General features: G+C 32.1%; 18 protein-coding genes and 1 other RNA gene. 3 read left to right on the forward strand and 16 right to left on the reverse strand.

All coding sequences use genetic code 11. The annotated features are described in order from the left end of the window. Positions 1-14: 14 nt before the first annotated feature. From ASF10_RS19315 to ASF10_RS19370, 12 genes are all read right to left on the reverse strand, one after another. Positions 15-491 carry a hypothetical protein gene (locus ASF10_RS19315; RefSeq protein WP_056252848.1) on the reverse strand — a complete coding sequence of 159 codons (477 nt, stop codon included), beginning with the start codon at positions 489-491 and terminating at the stop codon, positions 15-17. Continuing rightward, positions 488-1,378, reverse strand: a complete 891-nt coding sequence (locus ASF10_RS19320; RefSeq protein ID WP_056252851.1) for a hypothetical protein — start codon at positions 1,376-1,378, stop codon at positions 488-490. The genes ASF10_RS19315 and ASF10_RS19320 overlap by 4 nt, the downstream gene beginning before the upstream one ends. Next, positions 1,369-2,013 carry a DUF4280 domain-containing protein gene (locus tag ASF10_RS19325; RefSeq protein ID WP_056252855.1) on the reverse strand — a complete coding sequence of 215 codons (645 nt, stop codon included), beginning with the start codon at positions 2,011-2,013 and terminating at the stop codon, positions 1,369-1,371. Before ASF10_RS19325 ends, ASF10_RS19320 begins: the two co-directional genes overlap by 10 nt. 3 nt (positions 2,014-2,016) lie before the next feature. After that, a complete protein-coding gene (locus tag ASF10_RS24575) occupies positions 2,017-2,949 on the reverse strand; it encodes a hypothetical protein (protein ID WP_056252857.1) in 933 nt (310 codons plus the stop codon). A gap of 10 nt (positions 2,950-2,959) precedes the next feature. Next, the gene (locus ASF10_RS19335) at positions 2,960-4,261 is read right to left on the reverse strand and encodes a hypothetical protein (protein WP_056252861.1); all 1,302 of its coding nucleotides are present in this window, start codon (positions 4,259-4,261) and stop codon (positions 2,960-2,962) included. Beyond that, the gene (locus ASF10_RS19340) at positions 4,254-4,811 is read right to left on the reverse strand and encodes a DUF6046 domain-containing protein (protein WP_056252865.1); all 558 of its coding nucleotides are present in this window, start codon (positions 4,809-4,811) and stop codon (positions 4,254-4,256) included. Before ASF10_RS19340 ends, ASF10_RS19335 begins: the two co-directional genes overlap by 8 nt. A 20-nt stretch (positions 4,812-4,831) precedes the next feature. Next, positions 4,832-5,299, reverse strand: coding sequence for a hypothetical protein (locus ASF10_RS19345; protein WP_056252868.1), 468 nt, complete (start codon positions 5,297-5,299; stop codon positions 4,832-4,834). 62 nt (positions 5,300-5,361) lie between these two features. Further along, positions 5,362-5,556: a hypothetical protein gene (locus ASF10_RS19350; RefSeq protein WP_056252870.1), complete on the reverse strand. Its 195-nt coding sequence runs from the start codon at positions 5,554-5,556 to the stop codon at positions 5,362-5,364. A 443-nt stretch (positions 5,557-5,999) separates the two neighbouring features. Continuing rightward, entirely contained in the window at positions 6,000-8,204 is a 2,205-nt protein-coding gene (locus ASF10_RS19355) for a hypothetical protein (protein ID WP_056252873.1), read from the reverse strand. A 424-nt stretch (positions 8,205-8,628) separates the two neighbouring features. Then, the gene (locus tag ASF10_RS19360; protein WP_056252876.1) at positions 8,629-10,635 is read right to left on the reverse strand and encodes a hypothetical protein; all 2,007 of its coding nucleotides are present in this window, start codon (positions 10,633-10,635) and stop codon (positions 8,629-8,631) included. Positions 10,636-10,708: 73 nt separating this feature from the next. After that, positions 10,709-11,482 carry a LamG-like jellyroll fold domain-containing protein gene (locus ASF10_RS19365; RefSeq protein ID WP_082472473.1) on the reverse strand — a complete coding sequence of 258 codons (774 nt, stop codon included), beginning with the start codon at positions 11,480-11,482 and terminating at the stop codon, positions 10,709-10,711. Then, positions 11,469-13,655, reverse strand: a complete 2,187-nt coding sequence (locus ASF10_RS19370) for a hypothetical protein (protein ID WP_056252883.1) — start codon at positions 13,653-13,655, stop codon at positions 11,469-11,471. The genes ASF10_RS19365 and ASF10_RS19370 overlap by 14 nt, the downstream gene beginning before the upstream one ends. 417 nt (positions 13,656-14,072) lie before the next feature. On the opposite strand from ASF10_RS19370, the gene ASF10_RS19375 reads away from it, so the two are divergent. After that, positions 14,073-17,135 carry a hypothetical protein gene (locus tag ASF10_RS19375; RefSeq protein ID WP_056252886.1) on the forward strand — a complete coding sequence of 1,021 codons (3,063 nt, stop codon included), beginning with the start codon at positions 14,073-14,075 and terminating at the stop codon, positions 17,133-17,135. Between the two features lie 125 nt (positions 17,136-17,260). On the opposite strand, the gene ssrA is transcribed toward ASF10_RS19375, so the two are convergent. Further along, positions 17,261-17,657, reverse strand: a transfer-messenger RNA (tmRNA) gene (gene ssrA, locus ASF10_RS23985). Between the two features lie 67 nt (positions 17,658-17,724). Continuing rightward, the gene (locus ASF10_RS19385) at positions 17,725-18,927 is read right to left on the reverse strand and encodes a serine hydrolase domain-containing protein (protein ID WP_056252891.1); all 1,203 of its coding nucleotides are present in this window, start codon (positions 18,925-18,927) and stop codon (positions 17,725-17,727) included. Positions 18,928-19,167: 240 nt separating this feature from the next. On the opposite strand from ASF10_RS19385, the gene ASF10_RS19390 reads away from it, so the two are divergent. After that, complete coding sequence (locus ASF10_RS19390) at positions 19,168-20,370, forward strand: NAD(P)-dependent oxidoreductase (protein ID WP_056252896.1); 1,203 nt, start codon at positions 19,168-19,170, stop codon at positions 20,368-20,370. Positions 20,371-20,552: 182 nt separating this feature from the next. Here ASF10_RS19390 and fumC read toward each other — a convergent pair whose 3' ends face one another. Further along, complete coding sequence (gene fumC, locus ASF10_RS19395; protein ID WP_056252899.1) at positions 20,553-21,938, reverse strand: class II fumarate hydratase; 1,386 nt, start codon at positions 21,936-21,938, stop codon at positions 20,553-20,555. Between the two features lie 455 nt (positions 21,939-22,393). Here fumC and ASF10_RS24140 point away from each other — a divergent pair, with 455 nt between their 5' ends. Beyond that, positions 22,394-22,564 carry a hypothetical protein gene (locus ASF10_RS24140; protein WP_055095973.1) on the forward strand — a complete coding sequence of 57 codons (171 nt, stop codon included), beginning with the start codon at positions 22,394-22,396 and terminating at the stop codon, positions 22,562-22,564. A 124-nt stretch (positions 22,565-22,688) separates the two neighbouring features. On the opposite strand, the gene ASF10_RS19405 is transcribed toward ASF10_RS24140, so the two are convergent. After that, positions 22,689-25,133 carry an outer membrane beta-barrel family protein gene (locus ASF10_RS19405; RefSeq protein ID WP_056252901.1) on the reverse strand — a complete coding sequence of 815 codons (2,445 nt, stop codon included), beginning with the start codon at positions 25,131-25,133 and terminating at the stop codon, positions 22,689-22,691. Between the last annotated feature and the right edge of the window lie 40 nt (positions 25,134-25,173).

Raw genomic sequence — 25,173 nt, forward strand, 5'->3', positions numbered from 1 at the left:
CTTTTTTTAGTTTTTCAATCATTAAGTTCTTGTATTACGATTTTCCTATCTTTACTAGGTTTAACGTGAATAGTATCTTTATAAAAAATTAAACCTATATCACCACTTAATGCTTTTGTAATATTATCTTTATTCCAAATTCTTTTTCCTTTTTTTTCTTTATCTGGAATATTTTGAGAAAAATAACTTGTACGAATTAAAAATGAAAAAATATTCCCCTTTCTTATTGGGACTTTCCATACTTCGTAAAAAAAATAATTTCTATCTTCCTTTTTGATTGAATATATTATAAATTCTCTTAGTTCTTTATTTTTAAGCTTTTTAGCTATAATTGAGTCATTGACTTTAATATTTATAATTACACCTGGCTGTTTTTCGTAATCTAAGTCGATATATTCGATTTTCTCTATAGAGGCAAGAGGTTGTGTTTTTTTATCTTTGCTGCACGAAAAAGCAAATAAAAATAAAAATAGAAATAATATCTTTTTCATAAAGTGATGTTTTTACCTGGTATATATTCAATAAATCCTTGATAATCTTCCTGTTTTCCAAATGCTTTTTTAAAGTCATCTTTATACATGTTTGAGCTTGCCGGAGTATTAAAATACATTCCAGCTTTAAATCGAAATGACACAAAAGGCCAATTTTTGTCAACTAGAGTTTGATGAGTATATGCTCTGTTTTCTGAATTTATCTTTGTATTATTTTGTAAATCTTTAATACAATCTTCAAGATGTTTATGCTCATGTGCACAAATACTCATAATGTCATAACCAGTGTCAAAATTAAATCCAAGATGGGAATAACAGATACTGATTTCACCTTCAAATTTTTTCAAATAATCAGAATAATTAGTATATCCTCCAATTCTGGTTATTGCAAATCCGGTGCCTTCGAGTTGAAGTCTTCTGCCTTCCGTATATTTATCATTTCGTCTTTGAATTTCAGCTTTATCTAAATGTCTGTCTAAGTCATCTGCGTCTGTAATGGTTCTATATTTTAATTCATTCAAATTAAAACCGGCTTCAGTATAGTAATGATTAAAAATTCTTTCAACGATTTTTGATTTGGTTTCAATTGATAAATCAGTAATTATAGTTCCGTATTGACCACCAATTTTACTGTTTACTATATTGCCTCGTCCATCAAAGGATACTTGTTTGTCATAAAAATCTTTGGGAAGATTACTTCTGGAATAGGGATTTTTTATAAAATCCCTGCCCAAAATATAAATCTCTTTTTTGCTTTGTTTAGTTGAACCCAAATAGTTTCCAGACACATCAAAAAAATCTCCTTCTACTGGATTACTAATTTTTAAAAAAACTTGTTTAAAATTAGTATTACCACTAATTTCTTTTATTTGAAGTGTTATATCCATGTTGTATTTTGTTTTGGTGATTCGATTTCTATAATTTCTTTCAACTCTGCAAAACCATTTTCATTGACTATTCCACTTAAACTAATTTCTTTAATGCCTTGATTTATATCTTTACCATCTTTTTCATCTACAATTATAGTAATTCTTTCTCCGGCTTCATAATTAATAGTTTTAACTAAAAGACTTATTTTTTCATCATATGAGGCATTTTTTATATTGTTTTTTAAATCTCCAGTCATCCAGGAAGCACTTATAATTTGCTTTGTTTTTATGATTTCCGGGGCTGTATAATTGTCAAATATAACAGTTTTAGATCCAGTTTGTTGTGGATCTGTTATACTAATCTCCCCTCCAATATCACAATTTAAGGTTGAGGTTTGTAAAAGAGCTTTTTTATCTCCTTCGAATACATTACTTGCAGGTTTTTCCCATTTTGTCAATAAAGCCGGGATACATGTTTTTTGAGTTATTGAACAGATTCCAGTAAGAGGAACTTTGAAAGTTAAATCACTATCAGTAGCCATCAATTTTTCCTGAATAAAAATGTTACTTTGAGATTTTACTTCCAAAACGCCTCCTGTAGCACCTTTATTGCAGACGCATAATGCACCGTTACATACATATTTGGTAGCCATAATTTAATTAATTTTTACTTTTTCGCCGCTTATAATAGTATCTCCTATGGCATTTATATTGATTTTTTCAGTCGATTTCAGATTAATATTTTTTGCTTCAATGTTAATATCTCCTTCGCTTTTTAAAGTAATGGCTGTTTTTCCTTTCAGTTCGATTAAATTCTTATCATTTTTCCTTAATTGTATACTGTCATTCTCACTATTTAATTCAAAAACTAATTTTTCAGCTTCCTGGTCATCATATAGTAAACCAGAAATTTTATTCTGATCTATTGTGATAGTACTTTGTTTTTTACCTTCTTGATTATTTAATTTTAAGGTAGCTTCTCCTTGTCTAAGAGTGAATGCCACACGTTCTTTTACTTGCTTGTCTTTAATCGAATTAAAAGTTGTAATTAAGCTGTCAGATGTAAAATGTGTAGTTGCCAATGGTTTTTCATCGTCATCAAAGTAACTTATTTTAAAGTTTTTATCTTTGTTAAATTCGATTTTAGCTACATCAATTATTTTTGTTTCGTCAGTTTCTGTTATTATGTCAGTTTTTACATATCGAATTTGTAATACCTCGCCATCGCTGCTATAATCGAAAAGCAATTTTGGTTCATTTGTTCCTTGAATTCTCCCCATAAGTCTGTCAACTTCAGAAAACTGCGAAATAAAAGCTCTCGTTTCTACTCCGTCAATAATGGTAGCCAAAACCCAACTGTCTTTTTTTGGAATGGTAATAATTCCTTGTTCTACATCGAGGATTGAAGCCTTTAATCGTACGTTTTTAATGATCGCCCCATCAGCTCGCATAATGTTTACAGTATAAGCGTCTTCCGGATTATGGAGCGATTCTGTTTCCTTATTTATTTCGATGACTTTCGCCGCAAAAGTTTCGATAATTTGATTTTTACTGGCGACGTCTTTTATTAAGTCTGTTATATTTCCCATTTATGTATTTTTATACTGTTTCTACTCTTCGCCCTATATAAATCCTTTGTCTGTAGCCATTTTCGCCGTAGCTTCTTTCTACTTTTTCGACCTGAAATGTTCCGTTTTTTTCTTTGTCCTTTGCGTTTTCCAGGATTACTTTGTCAGTAGGTCGCACAAACGGTTCTCCAAATGTGAGAAACGAACCTTCAAATCCGCTTGGTTTAGATTCCATTGCTCGTAAAGCGGCATATTGATACAATTCTGAAGCTACTTCAGTTGCTGCTTTTTTAAAAGCTACAGGATCTTTTGGCAAGTCTTCTTTGTCATTATGCAATACGTGGGTTTTTATTAATTGCCCGTTTGGATCACCTAATTCGATATAAATTGGCGTGTTTGAGTTTTTAAAGTATTTTTCTACCCGTAAACGTGTATTCTTTGTAGACTCATTGACCACAACTAATTTATCTTCGATAATATTATACCGAAATCTAAAACGTACCTGCCCTAAAAAACGATCAGAAAGTGATTTCGTGGCTTTGCTTAATTGAGCACTTAAAAGAGAAATCCCCTGATTGATCAACTTTTTGACAAGCGCTCCGGCTAACGGGCTTTTAATAAAATTTCGATCTATAAAACCGGCTAATTCAATTGCGGTATGTTGCTGCGGATTATTGGTAATTGTAAGCACAGGCGCTGCATCTTCGATTTTAAAATAGGTATAAATTCCTTTGTCTTTGAGCATCTCAAAAACCTGAGCCAGACTTTGGTTTCTGTTAATCATTATGTTTCCTAATTCTTCGTCAAGTGCATTTACTTTAAAAGGTAAATTGAGTTCTTTGATTCTTTTTTCGAAGAAAGTTTTTGGATTAAAATTCTCAACATTTGTGGTTGGATTTGTTGCCACAAAATTTAAGGTGTCATTTTTATCCTGAACATCATCATCTTTTACAGCCTTTACTTTTTTAAACGCATACATTGCGTCTTCGCAAGTTATTACAGCATTTATATCTGTTTGTACTCCTGTGATATAACCTCTAAAAGCAGGTTTGTAATCACCGTCATATCCTAAAAATATTTCTATGAAATTTTCGAGTTTAAAAAAATCATGAATTGTTTTTTCGGTTCCACTTGCATTTGTAAACATGCTCTGGTCAAATCCTTTGGTATCTGTATATACTTTTTGAGGCATTACAAGAGTAGCTGTATCTGTGAGGGATTTGTACGAGCTGTTTATTTCTACATTTTTTACATACGTAAACTCATAAAATTTAGGAGTAGGGATGAGTTTTATAGTTTCGTAAACTCTAATTTTAGCATTTAGTTTAAGCATTGTCTCTAATTATTAGTTCTACAGTTTCATCTGATGTGGCGCTGGCGGTAAATTTTTGAATGTTTTTTGTTCCGGAAATAGAAGGAATAGAGTAGGAGTCTATCACTAATTCATAAATGCCAAATCGGTTTAAAATCGCATGCGTTACTCTTAAAGCATAAGGCGCGTTCAGGAATTGCTTCAGTAAAAAAAGTTTTTCTTTTGGATATTCATCTCCAGTTTCATTCGCAATTAAACCTTCGATTGAAATACTAAAATCTCCATTTGTAATATGTTCTTTGATGGTTGAATCTCTTCCTTCAACTCCTTCTTTTTTGATTGTTTTTGAACGATTTAGATTTACAGTAACGGCATCTACTCGTAAACTGGGTAAATTAAGATCGTTTTTTATCAGAGGTTCAAAAACCAAAGGAGCAAAAACTCTCAAATTAAATTCACCTCCGGTTTTATCTATAATAAAATCTTTCGATTCTGATTCGTTATAGTTAATGCCTGTATATTCAGCATCTTTTGTGTCTAAAATTTCATTTACATTAAAATTGAATTTCATAATGATTTATTTTTTGTTTTTTAGTTAGAAAATGTTTGTGCAAGAGCTGTCATGAAGGTGTTTTCGAGTCTTTTGTCGTTGTGTTTTTGCAGCCAAAGCGCTTCTTCGAGTAGTTTATAAAACTCATCCATTGATAATTGATATGGATCTACCTGAAATGTGTGTCTGATAAGTGCTGCAGATTTTTTGAATTCGTCTTTTTGCGGAGTGGGATCTATCGCAAATTCGCTATCTTTTTTGATCATTGCCACAATAGAATTTCCTGCCGAAAGCATGAATTCGTCGTCATAATTCTCCTGGTCGAGAACACATTCCTTAAATAAAAAAAGAATGGCTTCATGCGGATTTTCTTTGTATTTATTTTGATAGTTTAAGAATGTGGCAAATGATGGTTTCTTGCAATAAGTTGTAATTGTCTGATCATCGGAAGTAAGTTTTAAAACCGTACCGTATTTTTCTTTTAATTTTTGTATTGTTTCGTCTGGCATTTTTATGGTTTTAGATTTTTGTTTTTTTGATGTAAAATCAGGGCTAAAAGGGTTTAGGATATTTAAATACTGCTGTCTCTGCTTTCCTTTTTTATAATTTCGTTGAGGTTCTCACTTTTTTCAGAGATGTTTAATGGCGTGATATTAAAACTCCCTATAAAAATGCTTCCTTCTGATGCTTGCATTAAAGGATTTTTGAAATTACTCATGTCTGGTGTTTTAGGTGTTTCTCCTAAATCTTTGGGTGTATAATCCATGATTTTTTACTTTTTTAATTGTTAATGATTGCTAAAAATTGAGGTATAAAGTTGAGGTGTCAGTTCTCTGAAATATTCAGAAAACAGAGCATGATATTCGATTTATTGGGAGTTCTAATAGTTGAAATTAGAGTATGTAAAAATACGGCAGAAGAGTGTGAAAAAAGAAAAATTGAAGGTCTGTATTCAGTAGTTTCAGTAAGAAATAAAACGATATTAACTATTTGTTTTTTAGTTATATGGGTTTGATGTTTTCTAAATGTTGAGTTACGGTTAAATCGTTTAGAGGCACTGTTGTATTTGCCAAAAGCATAAGGATTTTATCTGTATGTTAAATAAAATACATCAAAATCTATCAAGAGAATTAAGCTCTTTAATAAACTTTGATGTATTAGTAAGTAGAGATATTATTTTTAATGATCTTTATAAATAATAATTGTCATTTAATAAGCAATCATTAATATACCTGTAGATGTACGGTAGATGTCTCCAGCTGTTAAACCAGCAGCTAAAGCGATTGTATTATTTTCATGTGTAGGGGTTGTTCCTATATTTACTGTTCCAATTAAAGATAACTTTGCTTCTCTTGCAATAAATCTATTTCCTATATTAATTACGCCAGTTGCTTCCGCATCATTTGTAATACCTTCTGACCCTATATAAATGTTACTATTTCCTGTTGTTACGTATCTTCCCGCAGATTTTCCAATACCAATATTACCCGCTCCAGTTGAAACAGCGCCAAGGGAGTAATTGCCTATCGCATTATTTGAATGTCCTGATGTGTTAAGGCCCAATGCAGTATGACCAATAGCTGTGTTGGAAAATCCTGCTGTATTGTATCGTAAAGCATAAGTACCAATAGCTGCATTTTTATCTGTACTGGTGGCATCAGACATACAGTATGCTCCAATTGCTGTAGATTGTCCAAGTCCTGATGTCATAGTTGATAACGAACTGCAGCCAATTGCTACATTAAACTGCGATGTTAAGTTTTCAGATAATGAATATGCACCTAGTGCAGTGTTAGCATAACCAGTAGTATTTTTACTGAGTGCATTGCTTCCAAAGGCATCATTATATGATCCTGATGTGTTAGCATGTAAAGTAGAATCTCCTAATCCAGTGTTTGATTCACCTGTATTATTTAATTCTAAGACTCCAAATCCAATTGCTGTATTGTTTGATCCTGTAGTATTTACAGATAAAGCATTAATACCTAACACAGTGTTTGAAGCCCCGGTACCTTCTCCCTGACCAATTCTAACACCATTAATTAACTTATCTGAACCACCTAATTCCTGTAGAGCTACGTTGTTTACTACCCCTGATTGTATTGCTGAAACGGGTAATCCTATATCATCGATAGTAGCTAATTTAACTCCATTTAATTTTCCAACTCCGGATATATTAACTCCTGTATTACTTCCTCTTGATTCAAGAATAAATCCTTCGTTATCGATTCTAATTGCCCCTTGTCCTCCTGCATCGAGAAGAATACCTCCGCCTGTAACAGACCTAAGAAATGTTTTTTTACCGTCTTGACTTTCTAACCCTAATCCATTTGTGTCATCATAGGAGATTAATCCTTTACGATTAGTTGGAGTTCCAGTATGAGTATAGAAATCGATTGTGCTGGATTCACCCAATTTAATTGGAGCCCCCTCGAGTACAACCTCTCCATTAAAGAAATTTGATCCATTAAATTGTTTGTCTCCAAATGAAACGAAACCTTTACTCGATCCAAGAGTTAATCCATCAGATGATAGCCTAATCATGCCATTATCGCCACTAACGTTATAATCATTAACTCCATTAGCAATAGATCCATTGTCTAATGTTTGTTGTAGATCTTGTACTCCTCCTGCAGTAATATCGTCTAGTGTCGCAATTACATAATCCCCAGAAATTTTATTTTCATTAAATTTGTATAAAGCTCTTCCAGAATCTATTGAAGGTAAGTTAAATGAAGCATTAGAGCTATTTACTGTAAATGCACCATTACTGCCTATAGAAAAATTACCGGCAGGATATATACCAAAACTACCATTTGCTGAGATTTGAGAAGGTGATAAGCTTGAATAAGAACTTGATAAAGAACCTGTATTTATTAAGGGTGTATTTATCCAAACAGTTGCTTTTAATTCAGGAGTTTCAATTGTTCCATAAGCTTTTGCACTACCTTTAATTAAAAGGCTTCCATCAGAGTCTTGTAACACATCAACGGGATAATTAAAAGATGAATTTCTAAATGCAAGGGCTTGATTATTAATAGTGTTTCCTGTTGTAAGTACTTGATCTATATTTTGTGGACCTTCATTATCAACGATTATATCTCCAGTGCCTAATATTGGTTCTCCATTGATTGTTTTAAATTCGGGTTTATTAATTAATTGGCTATAACCAGATCCACTATTCCAATCAGTATTTATCTGTGGAGCATGTGCATTTTTATCCAGCAAATGATCATTTAAGGCTGATTTGTCTGCTTTAGAAAAAAGTAATTCGTCTATACCTGCTACATCTTTAACTGGAACTTTTTCATTTTTATGTCGAAAAGAATCCCAAGTATCCCAAAATTGAGATTGTGTTGGTTTTAAACCAGTTTTAAACCAGTTTTTAATTGTATTTAATGTTTGTAGAGCCATGTTCTTTTTTTTTATATTAATGTGATAATGTTTGTAAAATCAAACTTCTTATATAGTATTCAATCAGTTTTATGATAATATATGGAGAAGTTTTTTTGTAAATAGGTGATTTAGTTATTTAGTTTATATAGTATGTTTTGGACAGTTTTATTAAATTTATTGCTTGTAAAATGTTTAATCATTGCTTATTCTAAAAGGTTAATATAATTGTTTAAAGGTGATCTCTAAACCCGGATGTTGATACATTAAAACTTCTGAAACAGAGCGATTTTTAGTGTCTCTTCCACTTTCATTTTGAAATAAAATGCATAAAATCTAATAGTTAAACTTTTTGACAGACTTTGATATATTATTAGAGAGTATATTTTTAATATTGAATAATTATGTTTTTTTTTCTTATTTAAAAGAGTGTTTTTTTGTTTTTTTATGGCAAAGGAGTTGCATACGTTTTAACGGTTAAAACATCTGATGCATCTCGCTCTTCGTAGAATAATTTATGATTGTATTTATTCATCTGAATTTGAATTTCGCTTAATTCTGTCGAATTGATATAAAGATCCCTTCCCGATGCAGATGATGGTGTATAAAAGACATTGCTAGTTATATTATTAAATATAGCATTAGCTAAGTTGGCCCTGTTAAAAATTGACATTGAAACCATTAAACAATTATTAAATATCAATTTGCTGTTTTTGCTATAGAATGGTGAATACTCATTGCGAGGCGCATGATAGAAAAATAAAGTAGAGTTGCTAATGTCAGAGTTATTAAAATTATAATTAACTGATGATGCACCAAGAAGCACTCTTTCTAAAGTAGAACTTTGGACATTTTCTATTATAAGCCATCTAACCGATGGAGCAGGATCGCCGGTATAGTTATTAGTATTAATGCCAATTACACAATTTGAAATTTCAGAACAGCTTGCGGTAGAAATTATAAAAAATGGTAATGATTTTGTTTTAGAAATAGAAAGTATTGATTTACAGGTAGGAGAAAAAAATAAACTGTCTAAAAACAAACTGTCAGATATTTTGATAAATGTACCATTAATTACTGCAGAACAAACAAATGTGGTGTTGCTTAATTCTTCTGCATCTACTGCAGTATCAAAATTAAGTTCACCTAAATTATTTTGAATTACAATGTTATCAAAAGATCCGGAAACTTTCATCATTTTGATATTAACAGGTTTGTGATCTTGATCTAATTTAAAAATTGTAAAATCTTTGGCCTGATCATAAGCGCTAACCTCCATAGTAAAATCGATAATTTTCGTGTTAGCATCTATTGTTACTGATTTACTATCTAAGTCTGAAGCAATATAAAATCTTTCTTGTGTTGCAGTACTGGATTGAGTAGCTGTAAATTGATAAACACCATCAAATCCGGTTAACGAGGTAACTGGCTGATCTTGGTTAAGTATTTTTAAAATAGAATCAGCAGAAATTTTCCATCGACGATAGCGTTGCACCCTCCAGTCAATTTTTAAATCAATATTAAGTGCATTATTGTATCGCCTTAATATTTTTCCTTTTGTTGCAACACTACCTGCAAGAGGTAATCTGTATTCAATAACATCATCAGCATATGTTATTGATTTTCCTTCTAATTCAAATTCATTCGTAGATTTTGCTTTTAAAATAATTGATTCTAAAGGAACTCCAGGATTTTCATTTGCCAACATATCCATATATTGCGTGTTGTTGTGCACTTCAATATTTAATACTCCTCCCGGACGTATTACTGGTTTTCCGTTAGAATCGTTAATCATTAAATTATCAGCAATTCCATTAGAATATCTTGGCATGGAATATTCGAATTCTAATCCTAAAACATTTTGCATTCCATTAGCAAAGCGGAAATAATAATATTGGTCTACAAAAGAAACAGTTGTGCTTGATCCAACAGTTAATGGACCTGAATAGCCTTCAGGAAGTTTTGTAATAGTTACATTTTTCCCCAAAACTAAATTATAATCATATCCATCCTTTAGAGCAGCAAGATTTGCAATAAAAGAATCAATTCGTTTTGTTGTTATTTTTGGAGAAGAGTCGGAACCATTGATTGTATAAATGGTTTGAAAATCATTTATTAAATAATAATTACCTGGAATCAAAGAATTCGATTCTACCAGATTTAGAATATCTTCTGTATTTAAATTGTTTTCTGTTTTTACAAATTCATTTACAAAATCATAAACTGTTTTCGAAGATGGGTAATCATTGTTTGTAGATAATGAAGAAAGTGTTAAGCTTTTATTGCTTAGATTTTCTTTAGCATCCAATGAATTTACCAAATTTGTTATGCTGCTTTGCGGGATTGTTTCGTCCTTATGCCAAAAGCTTTGCCAAGAAGACCAAAATTGTTCCTGAGTTGGTTTTTTGCCGGTTTTAAACCAGTTTAGAATGGTGTTGATATTTGTTGCCATATTATATAGATTTTGATAAACAAAGACATAAGAGAAAAATCATATCTTTGATTTTAATGGTTACTTTATAAAATTAATTGTTGATAGATTGTCCTGTATAATCTACATGACAATTGTTTGATCCTAAAGAAGTATTTATAAATCCAATAAGAGAACCATTGTAAGAATTTCCGCTTTTGTCATTTGCAATTGTACCTGTTTTTTCTTCAAATCCTAAATCAAGCAATACATCATTTGTTGCAGTTGTTGGAACAATTTTTCCTCTTGTATTATACAATTCAACAATTTCTGTTTGTGAAAGGGTTTTCTTAAAAACTTTAACATCATAAATTATTGCCGTCGAGCTGTAAATCCCTCGATTTCCAGTTGCTCCAATATGTACAGTATTTGAATCACCAACAATTCTATTTGTTGTTACGGAATCAAAGAAAACACCATTTTTATATACCTTCATAATAGATCCATCGTAGGTCATACCTATTACAATAGTCTCATTTATCTTATATGGAATTGTTACCGGTTCACCTGCTATCCCAGTTAATTGAAATGAAACCCAAAAAGTTCCATTTAATCTCAAATCTATATTAAAAGCATTTCTTCCCTCAATATTATCTTCCCAGTTTGTAAAAATCATTTCATAATTTCCTATTTTAGTAGGTTTGAATATTATATTTACTGAAAAAGGAGTTGCTGTATTCCAGTTATTTACTCCACTTAAATTTGAACTTATTACTTGTCCGCCATTAAATTTAATTCCATTGTCGATCCATTTTTCTCTATTGTCTCTATTAATGAATTTTGAATTATTAGAAATAATATTTTCGTTTAAATCTTTAATTAACATCATTCCCTCCTTTCACACTTGTAAAAGTTATAGAATTTCCTGCGTTTGTTTCTCCAAATGCAAATTGTATATCAAATACTTTGTTTATTGTGGTATCTATGGTAACTGGATCTCCCGATACAGAATAAACCCCCATACCATCTATTAAAATACTTAAGTTACCAATCATTTTTCCAATCAATCCTTCAGAAAGAACTGTGAAAGAATAATTAATTTCAAATGATTTGTTAGTTAAGGAAGATGGAATTATTAAAGAATTTGAATCCAATAGTATTGTTGAGCCAACCTTCAAAATTGTGTTAAAAGTAGCTGATGGAATTGCGTTGATTTTTCCAAACATTTTACCTGAAAAACATTTTCCAATTGTTAACATCGGATTGTCCAAATCTGTACTTGAAATTAAAGTAGTATTTCCAAATATAGTACCAGTCAAAATAGAACTTAATGTCTTACTATTTATAGTTATTGGTGTTGCCTGTACAAAAGAGAATAAATTAATGATATTTCCTCCTCTTGTAGGAGTCCCATTTGGAGACAATACTTGAACAGCCTGACCATATCCAGTTAAATTTGAATTTCCAGCGTCACTTAGCATTAAAGTTCCGTTTGTATCTTGTAAGGAATAAGTTCTGGAGCCCGTATTTGAATTTGATAAAAACGAAGAAAAAGTATCGGCATTATTTCTAAGAGCAAGTTTTCCGCTTAAAAAGGTTTTTATTCCTGATACTTCCTGATTTGTAGTTGTTGTCATATCTCCAAACTCTGAAAGTATTACATTTCCAGCAATATCAGCTTCAATTCCGTTGACTGTTCTAACCACATGTTTATTATTGACAGTTATTCCTTGTCCTGTATTTGTACCAGTTACAACATTAATTACCCCATATTCTGCACCAATTCTTATATTTCCAAAAGAATTGATATTTATATATGGAGTATTTTCTCCACTCATTTCCATAAAAATAGTTGCAGCAGATCCGTATACTCCCATTTGTAGAGTTTTGTAGGAATTAATATTTAATGCTGTTTGTGTCTCAATTTTAAGTTCCTGATTTAGTCTGTTTGTAATTTTTCCTGCTGACATTGTAGATAGCATTTGAATTGCACCGTCTCCATAGTCGCTTCCTGATATTTTAACTTCTTTACCATCTCCCCAAATTTCAACACCTCCGGCACCACCTCTCAAAGAAAGTTTAGAACTATTTGCGTGTATTTCGAAAATATTTGTTTGGTTGTTGTATCCTGTTGATATTGAGCCGAATGGGGTATTTAAACCTATGTGCTTTGCATTTACATCAAAAGAGCCACTTGTAGCTATTCCTACTCCGGTGGCATTCTCTTGTATTTCATCTCTAAAAACTATTGTTGACCATGAGGTATTGTCCAAAGCGGTGAATCCCAGAATGACATCTTTATCAATTCTTCCTTCGCTCCCATTTTCTAAAACCTTTTTTAGGGTTAAACCATTTTCACCCACAACATCGTCAAGTGTTGCTATGGTATAATTACCATCTTCTTCTTTTGAAGGTAAAGTGAATCTCGAATAACTTGTAGGAATTCCCAGGTCAAGCTTGTTTTGAAAAGTTCCGTCTTCTGTATCCTGAGTTTTAGCTAAAATTAATTCATTTGATTGTTGTATAATAGAAGTGCTTTTGCTTCCATTTTTTATAGAATTACTAAAATTACTTACGTTTGAAGAAAAATGAGCCTCTTGGGAGTCATTTAAAAAGTCCCAGGAAACAACTTTTTGAAAAGCTTCTCCATCCAATAATTTTATAAAAGCAGTATCTTCAAATTCGGCAGTTGCTCCATTGTTCAAAGTTTGCTGTAAATTCTGAGAACCACTATCAATTATAGATATGTCACCTGTTCCTACTATTTTTTCCCCATTAATTGTTTTAAATTCAGGTTTGTTAATCAATTGACTAAAACCAGATTCACTATTCCAATCCGTATTTATTTGTGGGGCATGTGCTTCTTTATCTGATAAGTGATTATTTAAAACTGTTTTATCTGCCTTAGATAAAAGCAATTCATCAATCCCATCGACATCTTTTACAGGAACTTTTTCGTACTTGTGTCTAAAGGAATCCCATGTGTCCCAAAATTGAACCTGTGTTGGTTTTAAACCGGTTTTAAACCATTTCTTTATTGTTTCTAATGTTTGTGTAGCCATATTTTCTGCTTTTAAATGTATAGATTAAATTATTGATGAATTTCTAATTGGAGTTTTCTCTCAACGGTTGATTAAAAGAATATTGATAGTTATTCTTGTCTGGAATTTTCGGCATTTTTCTACTGCCTTTCGATAATAAATAATCCATAATGGCTATCGTTTTTAGTATGATTAATATATAATGTGTGATTGTTTTTAAGAAAATAACAGCAGAATTTGCAAATTAAAATTGCATGAATGTTACTTTTTGAGGGTGTAAAAGTAGAACAGAAGAATAGAAAAAGTGCAAAAAAAAGTCTGGTGAATTCGGTAGTTTCAGTAAGTTGTATTTCTACTGAAACTACTGAATACAAGTGTTTTAAAATTTAGAAAACGTAAATTTTGATATTACTTTTACACTCAGAAAAACCCCTAGCGATGAGTAAAAATTCAATTCACAATTTCGATCTTTCAATAAAAAATACTGCTGATATAAAAAGCTCAGAAGAACTGACCAAAGCAATTATAAAAGAGTTAGCCAAAGTCTCAAAAGAAATGAGCCAGCAAAAAGATATCATGCAGGAATGGCAAGAGCAAAATAATCAAAATACTACCGCAATCGAAGAGGGCGCTGCCAATACCAATGCTGAAACTATTAAAAAAACAGCAACATCGGATAGCAATACTTCTTCGGTTTTCGGAGAAACAACTTCAACTGCTCTAATCGGAGGAGGCGTTACTGATAACAATGGAATAATAACAATGGGTTCTTCCGTATCAGGCAACATTACTCCTCCGAGATTGGGAGCAGAAAATAATACGCTAAACTTCAGTAGCGGCATTACCACGCAAACCTATGCGGGTGTGGCTGCAAATCAAACCTTAGAAATACCTCAAACAAAGAGCAACGAACCTACTTTAGAAGTTATTAAGGCAGAAATTAAAAAGAAATTAGATGCTGCTATTGCAATAAAAAATACTGAAGAAATAGCATATTGGAGACAGATTACTAAGGCTTTTAAAAAAGGAGCCACTGCTCAGGATTTTAATGGTAAAAAGGATCATGAACTTTTTTCAAAAATGTATTTTGGATTGCAAAAATGGCGTCTCGCTACAATTGATGAGCCTGCAATTACTAATATAAATTGGGGAGATGTAAGTGAATTAATGATTTTGAAATTATTGCAATTATCAGATGAAGAAACGAATGAAAATTTGAGAGTATATTATAATAGGATGATTAAAGAAATTAAAAATCCTGATATAAATATTCAAAAGCTATTTTCAGAACATGATGAATTATTCTTACTATTAAAATCAGTTTTCCCTAATTTACCTGGAAAAGTAACCATACAAACTCAAAAAATAGTATATCCCAATTTAAGTCCTCAAAAAATGTATCCTAACATTGGACTAGAAGACATGTATTTCATCTGGTCAGGAACGTTGTTGGATGACATAGAGATTAAGTATGGTACAGGTGAAATAGGAATGGATATATTTTGGAATTATGCCCCATTAAAAATAGGCCAATGGTATGATTATGATAGAATTAATCCAACCAAAGAAGGATCTACTTTCTGGGATGCCTCCTTATATAATACCCTAAATGGGCAGCATTATTTATACCATACAATTGCGCAGCGTCACGCTTATTATCAATTCGTTGATGCTTATTTAAAAACTAAAGGCATAATATCTGAATGGTTTGATGCTGCGGCACGAGTAACAATGGGGTCTATTTTAACTGCGATAGATGGGGAAATGGCATTAGGAGGACCAGAAATGCCTGTAAATCTTTGGTTCTTAACTGATAAAACGGATGATTTCTTAAAGGGAGGAAATAAATATTTGTTTGCTGATAATATGAATAATGTAAAATTACTTTTAGAAGGTAAGGGAAGATTGAGTGGAGAATTTATCGATGCTAAAGGAAATAAACAAAGTTTTGAAAATTTATCTCAGGAAGAATTAGATTTTAAACTGGTAGAATTTGAACAGACTCTAGTTCAGGATTATATAAATTCATCTTTTAAAGATTTAAACAATAGTTTTCTAAAAAAATCCTTAGACGAAGTATCGTCAACAACAGGAAATAAAGAATTTGACACTATTGTTAGAGAGATTAATGACAATTTTACAATTTGGATGGCTCCGGATATAATAGAAGATATCATGGAAAAATATTTTACTACAAACAAAAAGATAACTTTCAATTTTGCAAAATACGATGACAGGGTAAAACTTGGACAGATCATGGTAAAAGAGTTATATTATTTAAAGCTGAGCGATACTTTTAAAGTTGATACTCTTGATAAAATACTTGAAAAACCTTTTGAAAGAAGTATAAAAACTACAGAATATTTTAGAATTGACCAAGAATTAGCAGTAAAAGAAAAACCAAAACATCTAAAAGAATATAAGCTGTTACAGAGGTTGATTAGAATAAACAATAAGCTTAATAAAAAGTCTGATGGTTCACATGAAGTTGATAAAATTATTGATGATTTAAAAGATATTTCAAAGAAAGAAATTAAAAAGTCAGCAGTTAATATTAAGAAAGAAATTAAAACCTCCTTAATAAGTATTATTGCAGAAATAAAGAACTCTGTGAGAAGCATAAGCGAAGAAATTAATAATTCGTCAGAGAGTTTTAATAATGTAGTTTCTAATGATTTATTAAAACTTTACAATGAAATCAAGAAAGAGGTTGAAATACAAAGACCACATGAGCCTTATGATATGGAGTATTTTGATTTAATTAAAAAATTATATGATGATATTAACGAAATAAGAGAAAAATTACAAGAAAAAATAGGTCAAAAAGTACATAAGACAGTAGATAAGATAGAGGAAAAAGTTGGTAAAACAGTAGATAACATCGGGAAAGAAGTTAACCATATGCGGGATGAAATAGCTGAAAAAGCATTAGTTAAATTTGCAAAACGTCTTCACCCGGGAGTTGATAAGCTAAGTGATAACCAAAAGAAGTCCTTGTTTGAAACAAGTTACGAAGATACAGTCGCTATTTTATTGTATGAATTTGCTGAGGGTGTGGGACCTAAAGATCGCATTTTTGATTTTTGTGATCATAAGTTTGCTCAAGCGATTCTAAGTAATTGGTTAATTAGGGAAATTATGGAGGAAACGTTAAAATTATTAAGGCAAACTAATTATGACTTTGTAAATAGACCCGACAGTAAAGATCTAAAACTTAATATAGAGTTTAGTCCAACACCAACCTATAGTATTGAAGCTTTAGATAAGCATTTAAATTCAAACCTTGCACAAATATTTATAGGCGGTGGATTTGCATTAGTTCGTATCAGAGGAGGAAAGTTAGAGGGATATATTTATAATGAAACGAGTAAAGAATCGTTAATGCTTCATTTAACTGTTGGAGATATCGAAAGAAAAGACAATGAAAAACAATATCAAAAAATGTCAACTATTATACAAAGGATTTATTTTACTTTTGAATTACCACAAAATAGTAAGTAAGAGGCTTAGTTTAATGCATATATTGCATAAAATCATATTAATAAAAAAACTTGTCGGTTAGATGTCGGCTAATTTAGAAAATAAAAAATCGCAATTACCATTATTATAGGTGATTGCGATTTTTTTTGTGGAGTCGCCGGGAATCGAACCCGGGTCCAAACAAGCAACTAAAGAGCTTTCTACACGTTTATTTCCTGATTGGATTTTCGTTGTTAAGCTAGGTCAGGAACAACCACTCAACACTTATCTTCTTAATTTCGATATCCACCCGAAGCTCATGGAAATCTAGGTCTATTTTTACGGTTCCCCTGTACTGACCGCCACAAACCAAGGCTTTCAAGGAGAATCCAGCTTCCCTATCTGATAGGGACGTGGCTTAATCTTACTATAATTCGGATTATGCAGCTAAAGCGTAGTTATTTTCGCCGTGTAAAATTGTAAGATCTTATATTTACGAGCAAGGTCTCAATGCTCGACGTGCTTACTTTTCAATTCGACTTGCTGTCAAAACCAGTCGACCCCAAAAATGAGTTTGCAAATTTATACTATTTGAAGTTAGGTTCGTAATAAAATTTACAGAAAAATAATATTATTCTTCATCTTTAAATTTAAACGGATAATCACCAAAAATTGGAGCCAGTTTACGCACCGCATAAGTGTTTCTGGTCATTTTATTTGATAAAGCAATAATAGTAACATGCTCTTTCATAAGCGGGATATACGATGAGGTATTACCGTGCCACCAACCGTTATGAAAGTAATAATTTTGTCCGGAATCCCAATTGATCATTCGAATACCAAGACCGTAATTTTTTGTTCCTTTACGTTCGTTACTATAGCCTGCATAAACTTGTTTTAAAAGTTCCGGTTTTAAAAAGCCAGGAGCATTTCTGGCTCTGTCAAATTTTAAAAGATCTCGTACCGTAGAAAAAACGTTTTTATCTCCGTAAACATTATCCAGATAATCAAAACCAATCTCTACACCATTGCCTTTATAAGAAGGAACAATTTTTTTTCTTTCCTTGTCATCATCAAAAACATAAGTATGCGTCATTCCCAAAGGTTTGAAAATCATTTGAGACATAGCTTCTTTATAACTTAGCCCCGTAATTTTTTCGATAATAAGCGCAAGCATTGCATAATTTGTGTTACAATAACTAAAACGTGTTCCTGTTCTTGATTCTAAACCTACATTTTTTGTTGCCAGAATGTCTAAGATATCTTTATTGGTAAGTTGATTGTGTCTGTCCCAAACAGTTTTGTCATGATCTGTAAAATAGGCATAATTACGCATTCCGCTACGATGGCTTAAAAGCATTCTGATCGTGCAATCTTCATACGGAAATGTTTTCAGTATTGTATTTACTTTTTGGTCTAAATCGATTTTGCCGGCATTTACCAATTTTAAAACTGCCGTTGCCGTTAAAACTTTGCTTACAGAAGCAATTTGTACAGGTGTTTCTGCCGTAATTTTAGTTCCTTCGTTTTTATTGGCAAAACCATTATATCTTTCAAAAATAATCTGACCATTTTTAGCCACTAAAAAACTTCCGTTCATACTGTTGTTTGGCCAATTTTTAACATAAAAATGATTTATTCGTCCAGTTACTGAATTTATATAGGCTTGCGAAATCTTAGTTTCCGGACCTAATGGTTTCATTTTAGGTAAAGTATCTTCGACTTCAGGAGTTGTATTTTTTTGAGTCTTTTTGTCATTACCACAAGAGCTCAAAACTAGTATTGAGAAAAGTATTTGTGGTATCTTTGTTTTTTTAAGGAAAATCATTTTCATCGTTCTTTAAAAACAAATATATAGAATTCAATGTTTATGTTTTGGCTTTTTTCGATAAAGGAAAAGGTTTTTTTAACAAAAAATTAAGACTTTGTTTAATTAGTTGATTGTAAGTCAGCTCCTAACGGTTTGTAAGTATTCTAAATTGTATTTTAACAACAAAACTTTAACTAAATTTGTTATATTTGAAACAAATTGAACTTAAAAAGTTATATTAATAATTATTTTAATCTGATATAAATGAAATTTGGAATTATAAAAGAAAGAAAAAGTCCGCCGGACAGACGTGTTGTATTTTCACCAAGTGAGCTTGCAAAACTTAAACAAACATACCACGATGCGGTTGTTGAGGTAGAAAGTTCGGATATTAGGATTTTTTCGGATGTTCAATATAAAAGTTTGGGAATTACGGTTACAGATAATGTTTCTGATTGTGATGTATTATTTGGTGTAAAAGAAGTTCCTGTAGAAAATTTGATTCCAAATAAAGCGTATTTCTTTTTTTCTCATACTATAAAGAAACAGCCTTATAATCAGAAATTAATAAAAGCAATTTTAGAAAAAAATATTGATCTCTATGATCATGAAACAATTGTTGATGATCAAAATCGTCGTTTAATTGGTTTTGGAAAATATGCCGGAATGGTTGGTGTTTATAACGGAATTCGTGCTTTTGGAATAAAATTCGAATTGTTTAAATTGCCTAAAGCAGAATCTCTTGACGGAAAAGATGCATTAATTACGCATTTGAAACGTCTTAATTTACCAGCATTAAAATTTGTCGTAACCGGAACCGGAAAAGTAGGGAATGGTGCAAAAGAAATTCTGGATGCCATAAAGGTAAAAGAAATTACGGTTGAGAATTACTTAACTAAAAATTATACACAACCAGTTTACGTTCAGTTAGATGTTTTAGAATACAACAAACGAAAAGACGGTGAAATTATAGATTTTAATGATTTCGTAGCACATCCGAATGAATATGTTTCTGACTTTGAAAAATTCACCAAAGTTTCTGATATTTATTTTGCAGGACATTTTTATGCTACTGGAGCTCCAATGATTTTAACCAGAGAAATGCTGAATGCCAGTGATTGTAAACTAAAAGTGGTTGCTGATATTTCTTGTGATGTAAAAGGACCAATCGCCTGTACTTTGCGTTCTTCTACAATTGAAGAGCCTATTTATGGTTATTTTCCTTTAGAAGACAGAGAAGTTGAGGTTTTTCACCCGGCGGCAGTTGTAGTAATGGCAGTTGATAATTTGCCATGCGAGATCCCAAAAGATGCTAGCGAAGGTTTTGGAGAACAATTTATGGAACATGTTATTCCTGCCTTTTTTAACGGAGATAAAGATGGAATTTTAGAACGATCAAAAGTAACAGAAAAAGGAAAGCTAACGGAAAGATTTAGTTATCTGCAAGATTATGTAGACGGGAAATAAGTATTATTGTTGATTGTTAATGGTTAATTATTGATGGTTAATTGTTTTTGGAATACGATGTTCTTTTACCCAAGGCAGAGTCAAACTATATAACTGTTATAAAAAATATAAAAGCCCTGCAATATAAAAATTGCAGGGCTTTTTAATAATCAATCATCAATAATTAACAACTAATAATTAACTTACACCATTTCCTCCGGTTTTACCCAGGCGTCAAAATCTTCCGGAGTTACGTAACCTAATCGAACAGCTTCGTCTTTTAGAGTAGTTCCGTTTTTGTGTGCAGTCTGAGCGATTTCGGCAGCTTTATAATATCCTATTTTTGTGTTTAGAGCTGTAACCAGCATTAACGAATTGTCTACCAATTCTTTGATTCGTTTGTAATTAGGTTCAATTCCCTGAGCGCAATGTTCGTCGAATGAAACGCAGGCATCGCCTAATAAACGTGCTGATTGAAGAAAATTTGACGCCATTACGGGTTTAAAAACATTCAGTTCATAATGTCCCTGCATTCCGCCAACAGCAATTGCCATATCATTACCAATAACTTGTGCACAAACCATGGTTAAGGCTTCGCATTGCGTTGGATTTACTTTTCCCGGCATGATAGAAGATCCTGGCTCATTCTCTGGAATATGAATTTCTCCAATTCCGGAACGTGGTCCTGAAGCAAGCATTCTAATATCGTTTGCTATTTTATTAAGCGAAACAGCCAGTTGTTTTAATGCTCCGTGAGTTTCTACAATGGCATCGTGTGCTGCTAAAGCTTCAAATTTATTTTCGGCAGTAACGAAAGGCAGGTTCGTAAATTTCGCAATATATTCTGCAACTTTTACGTCGTATCCTTTTGGAGTATTTAATCCGGTTCCTACTGCAGTTCCGCCAAGAGCGATTTCAGATAAATGTGATAAAGTATTTTTTAATGCTTTTAATCCAAAAGATAGTTGAGCGGCATATCCTGAAATTTCCTGTCCTAAAGTTAGTGGCGTAGCATCCATAAGATGCGTGCGTCCAATTTTTACAACATCTTTAAATTCTTTTGCTTTTGCTGATAAAGTAGCATGAAGTTTTTCTACTCCCGGAATAGTGGTTTCGATTACCATTTTGTATGCTGCAATATGCATCGCAGTGGGGAAGGTGTCATTTGAAGATTGTGATTTGTTGACATCATCATTGGCTTTAATAAAAGGTTCGCCTTCGCCAATATTGAATCCTTTTAAAACTTGTGCACGATTGGCAACAACTTCGTTGACATTCATATTGCTTTGGGTTCCTGAACCGGTTTGCCAAATTACTAATGGAAATTCGTCTTTTAATTGTCCGGCTAAAATTTCGTCGCAAACTGCAGCAATTGCGTCACGTTTTTCGGCAGGAAGAACTCCTAAATCAGCATTGGCGTAAGCGGCAGCTTTTTTAAGATAAGCAAAACCCTCGATTATTTCTTGTGGCATTGATGCCGAAGCGCCAATTTTAAAATTGTTTCGGGAGCGTTCTGTTTGTGCGCCCCAATATTTATCTGCCGGGACCTGAACTTCGCCCATCGTGTCTTTTTCTATTCTGTATTTCATTTTATTTTATTTATGTGAGTTGTTATATATTATTATTTGAAATGTGGATTGTTGATTATTGGTATAAATAGAATGCAGATGACGCTGATTTACTTCGTAAAGACGCAGATTAAGACGGATTTTTTCTCTTATTCGTTCATTTTAAAAGTCTGTTAAGATTCTGATGCTTAAAATTTCTTATAAAAACGTATATCCTAGCCCCGATAGAAGTGGAAATCCTTTTATGTTTTTTCTTTAAAAATCATAAAAGATTGTAACGAATAGCGGGAAATAGCTCCTGAAAATACTCATGTTCTTACAGTTTAGATAGTTAAATAATAATCGAAAAAATCCCTTATTTAAAATGAGTTTAAATATACGGATTATTGTGATTTTATAAAAATTGATTTGGTTTTTATTGCTAACGAAAAATATAAAACATACATTTGTGCTTACATTCAAAAATTCCGGAAAACATGTTTGAATTTTCACAGTACTTAGGCTTTTTACTTTTCTTGACCATACTAACTATAGGGTTTTGGTTGATGTTTTTCTTAGTTGGTTTCGTATCTTATTGGGTTACGGGAGCAAGCTGGGAACTTATCAAAGAGAAAAGAGCAAAAAAGAAACAAGAACAAGCAATTTAATTTTAAATTGACTTCATAAAAAAAGGACCCGTTTTACGAGTCCTTTTTTTTATGCTTTATGTTTTTTAACTCATAAAAAAAGGACCCGTTTTCACGAGTCCTCTTATAAGTTATTTGTTGAAGATTATCCAGGAAATTCTCCTCCGCCGTCACCTTCATTTTTAGGTGTTGTTGGTTTTTCTCTATCGCTTTTAGCTTTATTAAAACGATAGGTAAACGATAAGTTGAATTGACGTTTACGAAATTGCATTTCTCCATAAGAAGTTTGGTTCTCAAGATAGGTGTATGATTTCATGATTCTTGAATTGAAAACATCACTAATATTAAAAGCAATTGTAGCTTTGTCTTTTAGGACATCTTTGCTCAAAGCTGTATTCATACCAAACTGACCTAAGTTTTTACCCTGTGCTGTTTTTTGCTCTCCGTTATACATACCGGTTAATTGCCAGTCGATTTTGTATGGTAAAGTTACTTTTGAGTTGATTCTGGCAAACCAAGAATTTGCCTGATTGTCCAGATTTTGTACTACAAGTAAACCATTAGCATCTGTATAACTGTTTTCTCCAGTTGTTTTTACATTGTAAAAATTGAAGTTACTGTTTAATTTCCACCATTTAAACGCGGTATAATTTAATGTAAATTCAAAACCAAATTTTTGCTCTTTTCCTAAGTTAATAGGTCTGCTCAAAATAACAGGAATTCCATTTACGTCTTCACCCGTAGGAGATCGAACAAAACTGAAAACATCTTTTGTGTCTTCAAAATATGCTGAGGTATTAAAGGTTACTTTGTTCCAGCGTTTGATAAATCCTATATCGTATTTATCTGTAAGCGATGGATCTAAGTCTGGGTTTCCTTGAAAGATATTAATGTTACTTGAATAATTTACCGCAGGATTCATGAAACGTCCTCTTGGTCTGGATAAACGCTTGCTGTAACTTGCTGTAAAATTACTTTGATCTGAGATTTCGTAACTAATAAATGCACTTGGAAATAAGTTGTTGTATTTTTTAGTATTAAAATCGTTCGTGTCTAATAAGTTAACCTGAATGTTTGTGTCTTCCCAACGTAAACCAAATAAATAAGAGAATTTGTTTACTTTAAAACCATATGAAGCATAAAGTGCATTGATGTTTTCTTTGTATTCTAACGTATTTGATAAATTAGGAAGTGCTTCTCCCTGATCATCACGAACAAAATATTCGTTATTCAAATCTCCAAAACTTCCTTTGTATCCAGCTTCAAACTGACTTCCTTTTCCTAATGGCAAAACATAATCAGCTTGTAATTGTACTTGTTTCTGAACTTGATTGTTTAGTGTATTGTTAAAATCGTCAGAACCTGTAATAACACTATTACTATCATCAGTATTTCTTGAAATCGATAAATCAGCCGTTAATTTATGACCTTTATCGTTGAAGTTTTTAATTAAGTTCGAAGTATATTCTACGTTTTCACTTCCGGTATCTCCGGTATTTAAACGATAAGTTGAACCGGTAAAATTACGACCGGCGTCAAAGTTATTATAATTGATTAAATCTCTGTCTTCACCAGTATTTTTTTGGTAATTAATGGCATTTGTCCAGAATGTATTTGGTGCAACAGTCCATTCAATACCAGCTCTACCGTTAAAACCTTCTCTGGTTCTTTTGGTATCACGATCTTCGTCAAGGAAATTTTTAGTCGTTCCGTCCGGATTAAAATATTCAGAGTTAGTTAAACCTGCTCCTTCATTTGTTCTGTAGTTATATCCGGCAGTTGTAAAATAGTTAAGTTTTTCTGTTTTATAATTCAAATTTGCACTTGCTCCATAAGTTTCCGGAAGACCTGTTGAGGCAATAAAAGTTCCGTTAAAACCTTGGTTTTTTCCTTTTTTAAGAATGATATTGATAATTCCTGATCCACCCTCGGCATCATAACGCGCAGATGGATTTGTAATTACTTCTACTTTGTCAATAGCATCGGCTGGAAGCTGACGTAAAGCTTCGGCAACATTTATAGCGTTTGAAGGTCTTCCATCGATTAAAATTCTGATATTATCACTTCCTCTTAAACTTACATTTCCCTCTGTATCAACAGAAACAGATGGTACATTGTCTAAAACGTCACTTACAGTTCCGCCTTTTACCATCATATCCTGACCAACATTGTATACTTTTTTGTCCAGTTTTATTTCTACAGTCGATTTTTCCTGACGTATAACAACTTCATTTAATTGTGCTGCATCTTCAGATAAATTTACAACTCCTAAATTGGTGTCTTCCTGAATATTTTTTGCTTTGATTTCAGTCGCTTTAAACGAAATAAATTCAATTTTTATATCATAAGTTCCCGGCGCAACCGCTACATCAAATTCTCCTTTGGGATTTGTGATTCCGCCCGCAATAACTTTAGTGTCATTTGGCGCAGTGATAGAAATTGTTGCATATTCAAGGGGTTGTTTGCTTATTTTTTCGAAAACTTTTCCCGTTACTTTTACCTTATTTTTGGCAGGTGGTTCCTGTTGTGCATAGTTGTAAAAACTTGTAAGAAAGAATACAAGCAATACAGCAAATTTGATTTTTTTCATTGTTATTTTTGGTTTCAATTACTTTTTAGACCGCAAATGT

Source organism: Flavobacterium sp. Leaf82 (assembly GCF_001422725.1).
Lineage (GTDB): Bacteria > Bacteroidota > Bacteroidia > Flavobacteriales > Flavobacteriaceae > Flavobacterium.

Excerpts from the sequence above, each read along its gene's own strand:
- ASF10_RS19360 (WP_056252876.1), bottom strand. The coding sequence starts at position 10,635 with ATGGCAACAAATATCAACACCATTCTAAACTGGTTTAAAACCGGCAAA.
- ASF10_RS19385 (WP_056252891.1), bottom strand. The coding sequence starts at position 18,927 with ATGAAAATGATTTTCCTTAAAAAAACAAAGATACCACAAATACTTTTC.
- ASF10_RS19355 (WP_056252873.1), bottom strand. The coding sequence starts at position 8,204 with ATGGCTCTACAAACATTAAATACAATTAAAAACTGGTTTAAAACTGGT.
- ASF10_RS19340 (WP_056252865.1), bottom strand. The coding sequence starts at position 4,811 with ATGAAATTCAATTTTAATGTAAATGAAATTTTAGACACAAAAGATGCT.
- ASF10_RS19335 (WP_056252861.1), bottom strand. The coding sequence starts at position 4,261 with ATGCTTAAACTAAATGCTAAAATTAGAGTTTACGAAACTATAAAACTC.
- ASF10_RS19325 (WP_056252855.1), bottom strand. The coding sequence starts at position 2,013 with ATGGCTACCAAATATGTATGTAACGGTGCATTATGCGTCTGCAATAAA.
- ASF10_RS19320 (WP_056252851.1), bottom strand. The coding sequence starts at position 1,378 with ATGGATATAACACTTCAAATAAAAGAAATTAGTGGTAATACTAATTTT.
- ASF10_RS19365 (WP_082472473.1), bottom strand. The coding sequence starts at position 11,482 with ATGATGTTAATTAAAGATTTAAACGAAAATATTATTTCTAATAATTCA.
- ASF10_RS19370 (WP_056252883.1), bottom strand. The coding sequence starts at position 13,655 with ATGGCTACACAAACATTAGAAACAATAAAGAAATGGTTTAAAACCGGT.
- ASF10_RS19350 (WP_056252870.1), bottom strand. The coding sequence starts at position 5,556 with ATGGATTATACACCCAAAGATTTAGGAGAAACACCTAAAACACCAGAC.
- fumC (WP_056252899.1), bottom strand. The coding sequence starts at position 21,938 with ATGAAATACAGAATAGAAAAAGACACGATGGGCGAAGTTCAGGTCCCG.
- ASF10_RS19390 (WP_056252896.1), top strand. The coding sequence starts at position 19,168 with ATGAAATTTGGAATTATAAAAGAAAGAAAAAGTCCGCCGGACAGACGT.
- ASF10_RS19345 (WP_056252868.1), bottom strand. The coding sequence starts at position 5,299 with ATGCCAGACGAAACAATACAAAAATTAAAAGAAAAATACGGTACGGTT.
- ASF10_RS24575 (WP_056252857.1), bottom strand. The coding sequence starts at position 2,949 with ATGGGAAATATAACAGACTTAATAAAAGACGTCGCCAGTAAAAATCAA.
- ASF10_RS19405 (WP_056252901.1), bottom strand. The coding sequence starts at position 25,133 with ATGAAAAAAATCAAATTTGCTGTATTGCTTGTATTCTTTCTTACAAGT.
- ASF10_RS19375 (WP_056252886.1), top strand. The coding sequence starts at position 14,073 with ATGAGTAAAAATTCAATTCACAATTTCGATCTTTCAATAAAAAATACT.
- ASF10_RS24140 (WP_055095973.1), top strand. The coding sequence starts at position 22,394 with ATGTTTGAATTTTCACAGTACTTAGGCTTTTTACTTTTCTTGACCATA.
- ASF10_RS19315 (WP_056252848.1), bottom strand. The coding sequence starts at position 491 with ATGAAAAAGATATTATTTCTATTTTTATTTTTATTTGCTTTTTCGTGC.